Source organism: Bradyrhizobium sp. in8p8, assembly GCF_000426845.1.
GTDB lineage: Bacteria > Pseudomonadota > Alphaproteobacteria > Rhizobiales > Xanthobacteraceae > Bradyrhizobium > Bradyrhizobium japonicum_C.
Window position 1 is genome coordinate 45,653 of sequence record NZ_AUGD01000021.1, and the last position, 12,983, is coordinate 58,635.

Genomic DNA, 12,983 nt, shown 5'->3' on the forward strand with positions numbered 1-12,983 from the left:
GCTATTGGGCGAGCGAATGAGTGCAACTAGAAATGGTCACAATTGTCGTGTTGCAATCCCTCATCGTTAGAGCGGTGGGGACAACAGCACGATGTCAGGGTTTGATTGGAGATCACGGGAAGCCTACGCAAACATGGAGAAGGCTGAAGCCGTGGACGTGGCCTGGGAGTGGCTCCGACGTAATGGTGACTACGAAAGAGATTATCGCGCCCTAAAGGGGAGCGGAATAAACGACCGCCTCCGGCAGCAATGGGGGCTGTCTTTTCGCAGCTGATCCGAAAAAATCTTTCGACAGACAAGCAATCTTCTGGGCGCCTGAGGCCCTGCCGGCCGTGTTACAGATCCGCGGGGCTGACGCTTCGGTGGTCGCCAGGCCGCATGCTCTTTCGCTCGACAGACTTGCGGCTGGCGAGGTTCGCCGCGCCTCAGACGGATGGCACGCCGTCGTGCCGCTTGGAGGCGCGATTCATCGCCTGTGGCTACCGGAACTGCCGGCCAGCGGCGCATCAATTGCCGTCGAATTGCGGCTCGACGCCGATTTCGACATTCGCTTGCAGGCGGCGCATCGGTTCTGGTCGGCTCTCGAGGAGCGCCCCATCGGGCCTTCTGTTCCCCCGCTATCTTTGCAGCGTCGGCAGCGGCTTACGCTTGCCATACGTGCGCTGGATGGATGGACGCAAGGAAATAGCTATCGCGAGATCGCGGAGGGCTTGTTTGGCAAATATAGGATTCCCAGCCGCGCCTGGAAAACCCATGATCTGCGCAGCCGGACCATCCGCCTGGTTCAAACCGGCCTGGCTCTGATGCGGGGCGGCTATCGCGCATTGCTGCGCGACAGTCGCAAAGAACGCTAAAGGCGCGTCTCGCTCTCCTTCAATCCTCGGGGTATCGAAATCGACCCCTCGCATCTTCGGCATCCCCCTGCGCCCCTCTACTCCGCGATCATGACCGTCGACGCGCGGCCGAACTCGTCCGCGCTCCACACGATCTCGGAGCCTCTCAAATGCCCGACCCGAACGCCGGCTTACCGCCGCGATACCTGCGCACGCCGGAAGCCGCGCGCTTTCTGGGTTTATCCGGCCGCACGCTGGAAAAGCACCGCACCTACGGTACTGGCCCAACCTATCGAAAGCTCGGCGGTCGCGTCGTCTATGCCGTCGATGATCTCAAGGCATGGGTCGACCGCGGCGCCAAGACGTCAACCAGCGATCCCGGCATCGGCACCGTCTCACCGGCCAAACGGCAAAGGCCCATTCCTTATGCGGGCAAGGAGCGGCGCTGACCATGTCGGACAGCAAGTCGTCTGCGCATCAGCGGCGCCATTCGGAGCGCGATCAACTCGATCTGTTTCGCACTCTCCCCGGAGATCTGGCCCCGCGCGACGCGCAGGACCTGATGGCCTATCCGTTCTTTTCGCTCGCTAAATCGAAGCGGATCGCCCCCATCGACTTTCGCGCAGGCACCATCTCGATCCGCGTCGAGGCCGTGCCGGAACACGGCATGGCGACGATCTGGGACGCCGACGTCCTGATTTGGGCCGCCTCGCAGATTGTCGAAGCCCGCGATGCCGGCCTGAAGACGTCCCGGCTGATGGCCGCCACGCCATACGAAATCCTGACCTTTGTCGGCCGCGGTACGAGTGTGCGCGACTACGACCGCCTCAAGGCAGCACTCGACCGGCTGCAATCGACCACGGTAATGACGTCCATTCGTCAACCGACGGAGCGCCGGCGGCATCGCTTCTCCTGGATCAATGAATGGAAAGAGACGGCTGACATGCACGGCCACGCCAGAGGACTCGAACTGATTCTACCGGATTGGTTCTACTCCGGCGTCTTGAACGAAGCGCTCGTGCTGACAATCGACCGCGCCTATTTCGATCTGACCGGCGGACTCGAGCGCTGGCTCTATCGTCTTGTGCGCAAGCATGGCGGTCGTCAGGCAGGCGGTTGGAGCTTCGATTTCGTGCACCTCCACGCCAAATCCGGCAGCTTGTCGCCGCTCAAACATTTTGCGTACGACCTGCGCCAGATCGTCCACCGCCAGACGCTGCCAGGCTACCAGCTTGTCATCACGCATGACCTGAATGGCGCGGAGCGGCTGAACTTCGCGCCAGTCCTGGTCGATTCTTTTGCCGAGCGACTGCGCAAGCGCGGGCTCGTTCCTCGTCCGGGGGACAACCTGTGAATTTTCTCGTGCTATCGGGGACCAACATTCTCGTGCCATCGGGGACCCGATCCTCGTGCCATCGGGGACCGGAATCGCCAATAACGCCCTGCCGCGCAAGGCCTTCCCGCTCTCGTAACCCTACTAACCTGGAATCCTCCGGAGTCTTTCTAACGGACCCTGACAATCGAACGGCGATTGCGAAGGGGACGATAGCGAAGCGCGCCGCCACCTGGCGATCGCCAATGCCACCACTCGCCGATCGTCAGCATGATCTCGCTGCCACGTTCCGGCCGATACCAAAACTTTGTGGCGAACTCTACACCCGCCGCGGTACCCCTCAGCAGCATGGAGCCCCAAGGTGAACGACCTCACGACTGTTGAGCTCTTGTGGCTCCAGAAGCGGATAGAAAACCGGATCCGGTTCGGCCGTCCGGTATCAGAAAAGATCGTTGACCGTCACCGCCGCGTCCTCTCGTTCGCGCCCGGCAGCATTTTCGCGTTCGTGCGCTGGACATCCAATGACTTCGGAACTGTCTTGTCGCGCATCGATATCCTGCGCGCGGTGCGGACCGGGCAGCGTTACTCGACCGTGCCCTGGATCAATCCTGGCGGCGACAGTCTGCTACGATTGTCAGGTTGGCCGAGAGTCGAACGCGCACTGCAATTGATCGATACGGTGGAGGCGCTCGGCATCCATCCCTCCGACGTGGCCCCCGACTATTGGCATCACGTCCACAACCGTCTCTCGGTCAACGAGGCGCCGCGGATCTACACCCGTTCCCGCCACCAGGCATGGCTGCATCGGCGGAGGGTTGCGCCATGAAGAGTCGGCTGAAGCTCCTTCTTGTGACGTCTGCGACGGCAGCTCTTGTGCTGTTCTCGATCCAGGCCAAGTCGCCGCTCTACATCTGGAATGCCTCGCAGAGCGTACCGATTGGTCTCTATCGTGTGCGGCCTGCGGAACGATTGGTCGTCACCGAACTCGTCGTGGTTCGACCCCCCGAGCCGCTGGCGAGCTTCCTGGATCTGAACGGCTATCTGCCCGTTGGTGTTCCCATGCTCAAGCGCGTCCTGGCGCTCCCGGGACAAACCATCTGCCGAACCGGCTTCACAGTGACCGTCGACAGCATCGAGGTGGGCGAGGCCCGCGAGCGCGACGGCCGCGGACGCCCGTTGCCGGTCTGGCGCGGATGCCGCGTGGTCGCCGCCGATGAAATCTTTCTCATGAACTGGCAGTCCCCGGACTCGTTCGATGGCCGCTACTTCGGTCCCGTGCCGGCATCCGCGGTCATTGGACATGCACTTCCCGTGTGGACGAAGGAGGAATGAGTTTGTTCTTAATTGTACATCGGTCAGCCATTCCTCCGCTCGGCCGGTCGCGGCGTCAATCTTCCATCCCGGCCGCTTCTGTGAAAACCATGGGGCTCGGCGGGGGGCGACGACGTTGGCTACATCGCCATAAGGGCACGTTAACCCAGCCAACCCCTAGCACGACCGCTTGCCTACAGACGATCAGCGCCGTTTCATGCGTTATAGCAATATTGCTGACGATCGTACTGCCAATGCAGACAATTGATGCTGCTGAATTGGAGAAGTCAGTCGCACCGTCACACAGCATCTCGAAGGCCGCTACCTATGCGGCATTCGTCACGGAAGCGTTCCATCAGTTTGCGATCCCGGAGCATTGGATCCGCACCGTCATCGAGGTCGAGAGTGGCTGGAACACGCGCGCAGTATCACCCCGAGGCGCACTCGGTCTGATGCAAATCATGCCGGACACCTGGGTCGAACTGAGCGTCCGTTACCAGCTCGGTATCGATCCCTTTGATCCGCGCGACAACATCTTGGCAGGTACCGCGTACCTTCGAGAGATGCTCGACCGCTTCGGATTGGAGGGGTTCCTTGCGGCTTACAATGCAGGGCCGCGCCGCTACTTGGAGCACTTGACCACAGGCAAGCCGCTTCCGGAGGAAACACAGACCTACGTCGCGAAACTCGCACCGCTAATTCGCGATGAACAACGCGAGCGCGGCACCACGGCCGTCAAACGATTTGCTTCTTGGCAGGAGGGACCGCTCTTTGTCGAGCGGTCCCGCGCACCTTCCTTTGACGCCCGATTTGCGCCGCCCGCGAACATCCTGCCTTCCTCCAGGGTCTCGTCCACGACGAATGCATCCATGCTGGTCCCGCGCGAGGCGGGTCTGTTTGTGCAGAGAGCTAGTGAGGCGCGATTCCGATGAGTGCAATCGCATGCGGTCGAAGGCAGTCGCAAGTTTTCGCGCATTGGAGAATGGAAGGGAGAGCGCAGGGGTTAGCCGACCGGAGATGGCAAGGGAAAAGGCCGGCCGTCGGTTCGGCCTATGTGGTTGGTTGGGTTCGAGGATTTGGTCATGCTGCCGATGCATCCTGCCGGCGCTTTTGGCGATTCATCGAACGAAATCAACGCTTCTCGCGCCAGACGTCTACGAAAGAGCAAGGTTTTTGGCCGTGAAGGCGCGCGACGACGATCTCCGCATTCGCCCCGGACGCATCCACCACGGCAACCGCGGCGGCAAACGTCCGCAGACCTTTGTCGGCGAGGTGATGCGGTCCGCAAAGAGAGCGGGGCATGTCGGCAACAGTTTCCGATCAAGCCAGGTGCGCAGCCGCTCCCAGTTCGGGCGGGGCCGACGCGCGGCGGCCGCGATCCGCCTGCGCTCGAATGCCCGGCGCGTGGTGACGAAAGCACGCGTCGTGCGTCACAAGGGCTCGCGCTTTCGATCTGCGCCGCTACCCAAGCACCTCGCGTATCTCAAGCGCGATGGCGTCACGCGCGATGGCGAAGACCCCCGTATGTTTGACGCGGCCTCCGATACGGCGGACGAGCGTGCCTTCGCCGCACGCTGCGAAGATGATCGCCATCATTTCAGGTTCATCGTTTCGCCGGAAGACGGGGCCGCGCTCGGTGACCTCAAGGCGTTCACGCGTGAGCTGATGCGCGACGTCGAGAAGGATCTCGGAACCAGGCTCGACTGGATCGCGGTAGATCACTGGAATACGGACAATCCGCATGTCCATGTTCTCATCCGTGGGCGTGCCGATGATGGTCAGGACCTTGTCATTAGCCGCGAGTACATCAGCCGCGGTTTTCGCGATCGCGCGGCCGACCGCGTCACTCTTGAGCTCGGCCCTCGCAGTGAGATGGAAATTCGCACGAGCCTCGAACGGGAGGTGAATGCGGAGCGCTGGACCGGCCTCGACCGGGCGCTACGCGACGTCTCCGACGCGTCCGGCGGCGTGGCAGACCTTAGGCTGAGCCAAGATGTTGAAGATCCCGAATTGCGCCGGCTATTGATCGGCAGGGCGGGCAAGCTTGAGCGCCTCGGCCTGGCAGAGCCTGCCGGCCCGGCTTGTTGGACCCTGAAACCTGGTCTTGAACAGACACTTCGTCAGCTAGGCATGCGCGGTGACATCATCAAGACGATGCACCAAGCCTTGACTGGTAACGGTCGCGAGCCAGACGTCAGCACCTTTGCCCTGCACGGCAACGAGCCAACAGATCCGATTCTTGGCCGCCTTGTCCAACGCGGGCTCGACGATGAGCTTAAAGGCACCGCTTACGCGATTGTCGCCAGCGTCGACGGACGCACGCACCACCTGCGCTTTGGCGATATCGACATGACCGGCGATGCGCCGGCCGGCGCCATCGTCGAGGCGCGCCTCTATGATGATGCGAACGGACGCCGGCACGTGTCACTCGCGATCCGATCGGATATGTCCATCGAAGAGCAGGTGGCGGCGAGGGGCAGCACTTGGCTCGACCGCCAGCTCCTTACCAAGGATCCGCCGCTCAGCCGCGCCGGTTTTGGTGCCGAGGTGCGGGAGGCAATGGAAGCGCGCATCGATCATCTCGTGGAGGAGGGGCTGGCCCGCCGGCATGGGCAGCGCGTGGTGTTCGCACGCGACTTGCTCGCGACGTTGCGGCGTCGGGAGTTGCAGGAGGCCGGTGCCAAGCTTGGGGCCGAAACGGGGCTTGACCACCGTTTGGCTGCTGAGGGCGATTCTATTTCCGGCATCTACAGGCAACGAGCGAGCCTCGCCTCGGGGCGCTTTGCCATGATCGATGATGGGCTCGGTTTTCAGCTCGTGCCGTGGCGGCCAGCCTTGGAGCAGCATCTCGGAAAGCAGGTGACAGGCGTCATGATGCCAGGCGGCAGGATCGATTGGGATTTCGGTCGTAAGCGCGGACTGGGCCTCTAGCGGCGTCGGCAGGATCAGATCTGTCCGAATTCCGCGAGGCGACCGCACAACGTACCCTCGCGGGCGCCTCGTACTTGATGCCAGGCGACGACTTTGCTGCATCCCGGCCATGTCGACGACAAAAGTGCTTTGGGGCCAGATCACGCTTGTCCTTGCCATCGTGCTCATCTCCACGTGGGCAGCGACGCAATGGGTTGCCTGGAGGTTGGGATTTCAGCCGCGACTTGGGTCCCCCTGGTTTGAGCTCGGCATGCCCATCTACCTTCCGCCCGCCTTCTTCTGGTGGTGGTATGCATACGATGCCTATGCCCCTAAAATCTTCGTCGAGGGCGCCTGCATCGCGGCGTCCGGCGGGGTGATCTCGATCGTCGTCGCCTTTGCAATGTCGATTTGGCGGGCGCAGGAGGCGCAGACCGCAGCTACCTATGGCTCTGCCCGGTGGGCGCTACAGAATGAAATCCGTAGCGCCCAGCTCTTGGGCCCAGACGGTGTCGTCCTCGGTCGCTTTGATCGCAACTACCTGCGACACGACGGCCCCGAGCATGTGCTCTGCTTCGCACCGACGCGGTCGGGCAAGGGCGTCGGCCTCGTGGTACCGACGCTTCTGACATGGCCGGGCAGTTGCATCGTCCATGACATCAAGGGCGAGAATTGGCATCTGACCTCCGGCTTCCGTGCCCGCCATGGAAAGGTAGTGCTGTTTGATCCCATCAACCGCAACTCGGCGGCGTACAATCCCCTCCTGGAGGTCCGTCGCGGCGAATGGGAAGTTCGGGACGTCCAGAACATCGCCGACGTGTTGGTCGATCCGGAAGGCGCCCTGGAACGGCGTAGCCATTGGGAGAAGACCAGCCATTCCCTGCTCGTCGGTGCGATCCTGCACGTCCTTTATGCCGAGCAGGACAAGACCCTGGCTGGCGTCGCAAAATTCCTGTCGGATCCCAAGCGCCCGATCGAGGCAACCTTGCGCGCGATGATGTCGGCGGCTCATATGGGTGATGCCGGCGTTCACCCGGTTATCGCGTCTGCTGCTCGCGAGCTCCTGAACAAGAGCGAAAACGAACGCTCTGGCGTGCTTTCAACCGCGATGTCATTCCTTGGGCTCTACCGCGATCCAGTTGTGGCGCAGGTGACGCGCCACAGCGACTGGCGGATCCGTGACCTGGTGGAGGCAGACCAGCCGACAACGCTCTACCTCGTCGTACCGCCATCCGACATCAGCCGGACCAAGCCGCTCGTGCGGCTGATCCTCAACCAGATCGGCCGCCGCTTGACGGAAGATTTGAATGCCAAGGGACGCCGGCATTGTGTGCTGCTGATGCTCGACGAGTTTCCGGCCCTAGGTAGGTTGGACTTCTTCGAGTCGGCGCTCGCGTTCATGGCCGGCTACGGGCTTAAGAGTTTCTTGATCGCACAGTCACTCAACCAGATCGAGAAGGCCTATGGCCCGAACAATTCGATCCTGGACAACTGCCATGTCCGCGTGTCCTTCGCCACCAATGACGAACGGACCGCGCGACGCGTGTCGGAGGCGCTGGGAACCGCAACCGAATTGCGCGCTATGAAGAACTATGCCGGCCATAGGTTGAGCCCGTGGCTTGGTCACCTCATGGTGTCGCGGCAGGAGACGGCACGTCCGCTTTTGACGCCGGGCGAGGTGATGCAATTGCCGCCGGACGATGAATTGGTTCTGATTTCGGGGTGCCCCCCGATCCGCGCAAAAAAGGCGCGCTATTACGAAGACTTGCGGTTTCGCGAGCGGGTGCTTCCGCCGGCCACGTCAAGCGGGGCAGAGAGCCGTGTTTTGCCTGCGGAGGATGACTGGAGCAAGTTGCCCCTGCCGGTCACCCCGCGCAACATGCAGAAGCCGAAGGTTCAAGGTGGATCCATAGACGATCCCGCCAATGGTGGCATCAGGCGGGAGCCGGAGCTTCCCGTGCATGAAGATGTGGCGCCAGATCCGATTCCCGCGAAGACCGAGTTCGAATTTACCGACGAGGATTCCGATGATGACATCCAGCGTGCAGGCGAACTGCGCAGGGCGGCGGCGGGCGTAGCCCGCCAGGCGGCGCTGGATCCCGACGATGGCCTTGATCTCTAAGGTGACTTGATGCGGACCAAGCATACATTTCGCCTGCCCCCCGATCTCGCCAGCCAGTTGGCGGATTATGCCAACCGGAAGCGGGTGCCACAGGTCCTCGTTGTCGAATCGGCACTGTCATCATTCCTCTCCCCGGATGGCTCCGAGCGCATGGAAGCGGCCCTCGGCCGACGGTTGGACCGGCTGACACGCCAGGTCGAGCGCCTCGAGCGTCACGTGACGATCTCGAATGAAGCGCTGGCGCTGTTCGTCCGCTTCTGGCTGACGGCGACGCCGCCTTTGCCGGATACCGCACAACCTGCTGCACAGGCCAAAGGACGCGAGCGCTATGAAGGCTTCATTGAAGCTTTGGGCCGGCGGCTCGCCAGAGGCCAGAGCCTCGCGCAGGAACTCACCTTGGACGTCGAGCCGCGCGTTGGGTCGGCCGACAAACCTGATCCCGCCTGATTGGTCCGCCGATTCTTTCTTTCGCTACGCCACACTACGACATCGATGCCTGTGCGGTTGAAGCAAAAGCGGGACTGTCCCTTCTGTCATCCTGCCGCCGTTCAAGACGGCTTTTCGATGATCGGATCTCGCCTCGCTGATTGCGAGTGCCGCGGCTCCGATCGATTCAGTTGCATGGGGAGCGAAGATCGTGACGGTCGACGGCGAACGCGATGGACAGGTCAGCTTGAGTTTGGATCAAATTGAGGCGACCGCCTCGCCGATTCCGAGTGAGACTCCTCGAACCAGAAAAGTCAGTGTTCAGCTCTCCGAGACGATTTTCGAGCGCTTGGAAGCGGCAACCGGCCAGCCGGGTGCGGGCAAGAGCATGATCGTGGAGGCCGCTCTCGAACGGTTCCTGAATCCGGCTCCGCCGGTGGAAGGCATGGTTCATGAGGCCCTCCATCGGATCGGCGATCAAATTGAACGCCTGGAGAGCGAAATTGCGATCATCGCCGAGACGGTCGCGCTGCACGTCCGTTATCACCTCACGGTGACACCCCCGATGCCGCCATCGCAGCAGCGCGACGCGTGTGTGCTGGGTTACCGGCGGTTCAAAGCCCTGGCCGAGCAGGTTGACCGACGCGTGCGCGCGAGCCAACCGCTGATGCGGGAGACAATCGCCGGTCTCAGCATGAGTGAGCGCACGGTCTCTCCGCCTGAGAGAGATGGGGGGGCCGTGCCCGATCGTTCAGAAGATCAGAATGACGTCCTTTGCGACGTCGCCCCAGACGCGGAATCCAAGCAAATGGCTGCCGTCCAGGAGGACGGCAGCAACCCCAACTTTCGAAATTTGCCAAACGCCTTCTGCTGACTCGACTGAGGCGGCCAGAAGGAGGGCAGGCCAGGTCCCGCTGGTCCCATCTGCCGCATCTGCAATCGTCGAAGCAAGTGCCGCGAGGCGACTTCCAAAATGGCGGCTGATATTCAGCGTTTTTCTGCCTTTTGCGGCAGGCTACTTCCTTTCCTACCTGTTTCGCACCATCAATACGCTCATTTCTGAACCTCTATCGGCCGACCTGGGTTTGGACGCCGGCAGTCTTGGGCTGCTGACGTCGGTGTATTTCCTGAGCTTCGGGGCAGCCCAGATTCCAATCGGAATCCTGTTGGATCGCTTTGGTCCGCGCCGGGTTCAGAGCGCGCTATTGCTGGTCGCGGCCCTAGGGGCCGCGCTGTTCGGTGCTTCAAGCGGATTCGTGTCGCTCATGCTCGCCCGCGCATTGATTGGACTCGGCGTCGCGGCAGCATTGATGGCTGGGCTGAAAGCAATCGTTCTCTGGTTTCCCAGAGAGCGGGTCGCGCTGATGAACGGCTACATGATCATGCTGGGTGCTTTGGGAGCGGTGACGTCAACCCGACCTGCCGAATGGCTGCTGAGCTCGGCGGGTTGGCGTGGAATATTCGAGGTTTTGGCGATTACAACGCTTGCAGCCGCCCTTTTGATCTTTCTAGCCGTCCCAGAGAGAAAGATCGCACAGCAAGCACCACCGGCAGGGCTCCGACTGGAAGTGATCTTCACAAATCGACGGTTCTGGCAAATTGCACCGCTTTCCGCGAGCTGTGTTGGGTCGGCCTGGTCGTTGCAGGCATTGTGGGCCGCGCCGTGGCTCACGGACGTCGAGGGACTGAACCGCGAAGCTTTGGTCACCCAATTGTTCGCCATGACGGTCGGCATATGCGTCGGCGCGTGGCTCCTAGGCACGATTGCCGACCGGTTGCGAAGACGTGGCATCGGTTCGGAAACGCTGCTGGCGCTGGTGGCGCTATCGTTCGTCTTGGCCGAGCTCGCGCTAATCCTGCGTCTGCCGGTCCCGTCGATGCTGCCATGGTCGGTGGTTTCCGTCGTCGGCGCCGCCACTGTCCTCAGCTACGCGACGATAGCAGAATACTTTCCAACCGAGCTCGCCGCGCGAGCGAATGGCTGCCTGAATCTCTTGCATTTCGGATGGGCCTTCGCGATTCAATCCGGAACTGGATTCATATTGCAGCAATGGCCCGTTCAAGATGGGCACTATCCGCTGATAGCCTATCAGGTTGCCTTTGGGTTGAGCGTTGCGGTTCAGGCCGCGGCCCTGGCTTGGTTTAGCGTTCCCTGGATTCGAGAATTGGGTGGGTGGATCGTCAGAACCCTCTTGCATCACCGCTCAGGACATGAGGACGCGGTTGAAGCAATCATTCCACCTATCGAAATCTCGATCATGGAAGCGCACGAGTGTGCGGAATGGTAGCGCCATCCCGCACGGGCGCTTGTCTTGCATACGGCATAGCTCGTGCGCGCCCTCTCTCGGGCATCTTGCTCAATCTTTCTTTCTCTACGCCAGCCTACGAACGCAGTGAGCCTCTCGTTGAACTGATCGGTCTCCTGCTTTTTCTAATGATCCCCATCTGAGGCGCTTGATTTGTCCTCAGTTGTTGGGGGACGGCGGTGCCAATCCATTCTCTTCAGTCGGAGGCAACCTCGCGTGGGGCGCGAATGCTGCGCACAGCGCTTGGCCCCGCCATTGCACGCTTTCTGGAAGATCCGTCGATCGTTGAGGTGATGCTCAACCCCGATGGCCGGTTGTGGATCGACCGGCTATCAAACGGCCTCATAGATACCGGCGAGAGCCTGTCCGCTTCCGATGGGGAGCGCATCGTCCGGCTGGTTGCGCATCATGTTGGCCATGAGGTCCACGCCGGCGCGCCGCGCGTATCGGCCGAGTTGCCCGAGACGGGTGAACGCTTCGAAGGCTTGCTGCCGCCGGTCGTCGCGGCTCCCGCATTCGCGATCCGCAAACCCGCCGTCGCCGTGTTCTCGCTCGATGACTACGTCGCGGCTGGGATCATGGCCTCGGACCAAGCCGTTGCGCTACGCGCGGCCGTCATTGCTCGGAAGAACATATTGGTCGCCGGCGGCACCTCGACCGGCAAGACGACGCTGACAAACGCGCTGCTTGCGGAAGTCGCCAAGACTGCCGATCGCGTCGTTCTCATCGAAGATACACGAGAGCTTCAGTGCAAGGCGCCGAACCTCGTCGCCTTGCGTACGCGGGATGGTGTGATCTCGCTCTCCGATCTCGTGCGCTCGTCGCTGCGGCTGCGGCCTGACCGTATTCCGATCGGGGAAGTCCGCGGGGCGGAAGCGCTTGACCTTCTCAAAGCCTGGGGCACGGGGCATCCCGGCGGTATTGGCACGATCCATGCCGGTACAGCTCTCGGCGCATTACGCCGGCTCGAGCAGCTCATCCAGGAAGCCGTCGTCACGGTACCACGCGCTCTCATCGCCGAAACCATCAACGTTATCGCCGTGCTCGTCGGCCGTGGTGCCGATCGCCGGCTTGCAGAACTGGCCGGTGTAACCGGGCTTGGACCCTCCGGCGATTACAGCCTCTTACCAATGGGAGACCAACCATGAATTCGCATTCGTTTTGCGGAAAGATCATTCTTTCGACTGCAGCATTCACCGGGTACTACCTAGTTGCTGTTCCCGCGTGGGCCGCGGGCTCCAACATGCCGTGGGAGCAACCCCTCAATCAGATCCTGCAGTCGGTTGAGGGCCCAGTCGCAAAGATCATCGCCGTCATCATCATCATCGTGACCGGGCTGTCGCTGGCATTCGGCGACACATCGGGCGGTTTCCGCCGCCTGGTCCAGATCGTGTTCGGCTTGTCGATCGCCTTTGCCGCCTCGAGCTTCTTCCTTTCGTTCTTCTCATTCGGCGGCGGCGTGGTGATCTGATGGAAGGGCAGATCACAGGCTTTGTCGCGCCCGTGCACCGGGCCTTGACGGAGCCGATCCTGATGGGCGGTGCGCCGCGTTCGGTCGCCATCATTAACAGCACCTTGGCCGCGGCGCTTGGCCTCGGCCTGCGCCTTTGGCTGGCAGGGCTTCTCCTCTGGTTCGTCGGCCACATGGTCGCCGTATGGGCCACAAAGCGCGATCCGGCCTTCGTCGAGGTCGTGCGCCGGCACGTCCGCTTCCCCGGTCACCTCAGCCTGTGAGTCCTTCA

At 61.8% G+C, this 12,983-nt stretch carries 15 protein-coding genes; all 15 read left to right on the forward strand.

Annotated features, from left to right (window positions below; genetic code table 11):
* The first annotated feature begins 133 nt into the window (after positions 1-133).
* Positions 134-274, forward strand: a complete 141-nt coding sequence (locus tag K408_RS43710) for a transcriptional regulator domain-containing protein (protein WP_245265951.1) — start codon at positions 134-136, stop codon at positions 272-274.
* Positions 275-332: 58 nt separating this feature from the next.
* The gene (locus K408_RS0132235; RefSeq protein ID WP_024342633.1) at positions 333-854 is read left to right on the forward strand and encodes a DUF2285 domain-containing protein; all 522 of its coding nucleotides are present in this window, start codon (positions 333-335) and stop codon (positions 852-854) included.
* Positions 855-1,003: 149 nt separating this feature from the next.
* A complete protein-coding gene (locus tag K408_RS0132240) occupies positions 1,004-1,282 on the forward strand; it encodes a helix-turn-helix transcriptional regulator (protein ID WP_024342632.1) in 279 nt (92 codons plus the stop codon).
* Positions 1,283-1,284: 2 nt separating this feature from the next.
* Complete coding sequence (locus tag K408_RS0132245; RefSeq protein WP_024342631.1) at positions 1,285-2,187, forward strand: replication initiator protein A; 903 nt, start codon at positions 1,285-1,287, stop codon at positions 2,185-2,187.
* Positions 2,188-2,527: 340 nt separating this feature from the next.
* Positions 2,528-2,992 carry a DUF2840 domain-containing protein gene (locus K408_RS0132250; protein ID WP_024342630.1) on the forward strand — a complete coding sequence of 155 codons (465 nt, stop codon included), beginning with the start codon at positions 2,528-2,530 and terminating at the stop codon, positions 2,990-2,992.
* Complete coding sequence (locus K408_RS0132255; RefSeq protein WP_024342629.1) at positions 2,989-3,498, forward strand: S26 family signal peptidase; 510 nt, start codon at positions 2,989-2,991, stop codon at positions 3,496-3,498. The genes K408_RS0132250 and K408_RS0132255 overlap by 4 nt, the downstream gene beginning before the upstream one ends.
* Positions 3,499-3,731: 233 nt before the next feature.
* Entirely contained in the window at positions 3,732-4,409 is a 678-nt protein-coding gene (locus K408_RS0132260) for a lytic transglycosylase domain-containing protein (RefSeq protein WP_024342628.1), read from the forward strand.
* Between the two features lie 247 nt (positions 4,410-4,656).
* Positions 4,657-6,408, forward strand: a complete 1,752-nt coding sequence (locus K408_RS0132265; protein ID WP_024342627.1) for a relaxase/mobilization nuclease domain-containing protein — start codon at positions 4,657-4,659, stop codon at positions 6,406-6,408.
* Between the two features lie 109 nt (positions 6,409-6,517).
* The gene (locus K408_RS0132270; RefSeq protein WP_024342626.1) at positions 6,518-8,509 is read left to right on the forward strand and encodes a conjugal transfer protein TraG; all 1,992 of its coding nucleotides are present in this window, start codon (positions 6,518-6,520) and stop codon (positions 8,507-8,509) included.
* 9 nt (positions 8,510-8,518) lie between these two features.
* Positions 8,519-8,956, forward strand: a complete 438-nt coding sequence (locus K408_RS0132275; RefSeq protein ID WP_024342625.1) for a hypothetical protein — start codon at positions 8,519-8,521, stop codon at positions 8,954-8,956.
* A 190-nt stretch (positions 8,957-9,146) separates the two neighbouring features.
* The gene (locus K408_RS0132280) at positions 9,147-9,809 is read left to right on the forward strand and encodes a hypothetical protein (RefSeq protein ID WP_024342624.1); all 663 of its coding nucleotides are present in this window, start codon (positions 9,147-9,149) and stop codon (positions 9,807-9,809) included.
* Positions 9,700-11,223: an MFS transporter gene (locus tag K408_RS0132285; protein ID WP_024342623.1), complete on the forward strand. Its 1,524-nt coding sequence runs from the start codon at positions 9,700-9,702 to the stop codon at positions 11,221-11,223. Before K408_RS0132280 ends, K408_RS0132285 begins: the two co-directional genes overlap by 110 nt.
* 245 nt (positions 11,224-11,468) lie before the next feature.
* A complete protein-coding gene (gene trbB / locus K408_RS0132290) occupies positions 11,469-12,389 on the forward strand; it encodes a P-type conjugative transfer ATPase TrbB (RefSeq protein WP_080654970.1) in 921 nt (306 codons plus the stop codon).
* Positions 12,386-12,712, forward strand: a complete 327-nt coding sequence (locus tag K408_RS0132295; RefSeq protein ID WP_024342621.1) for a TrbC/VirB2 family type IV secretion system protein — start codon at positions 12,386-12,388, stop codon at positions 12,710-12,712. Before trbB ends, K408_RS0132295 begins: the two co-directional genes overlap by 4 nt.
* Complete coding sequence (locus K408_RS0132300; protein ID WP_024342620.1) at positions 12,712-12,975, forward strand: VirB3 family type IV secretion system protein; 264 nt, start codon at positions 12,712-12,714, stop codon at positions 12,973-12,975. The genes K408_RS0132295 and K408_RS0132300 overlap by 1 nt, the downstream gene beginning before the upstream one ends.
* The last annotated feature ends 8 nt before the right edge of the window (positions 12,976-12,983 follow it).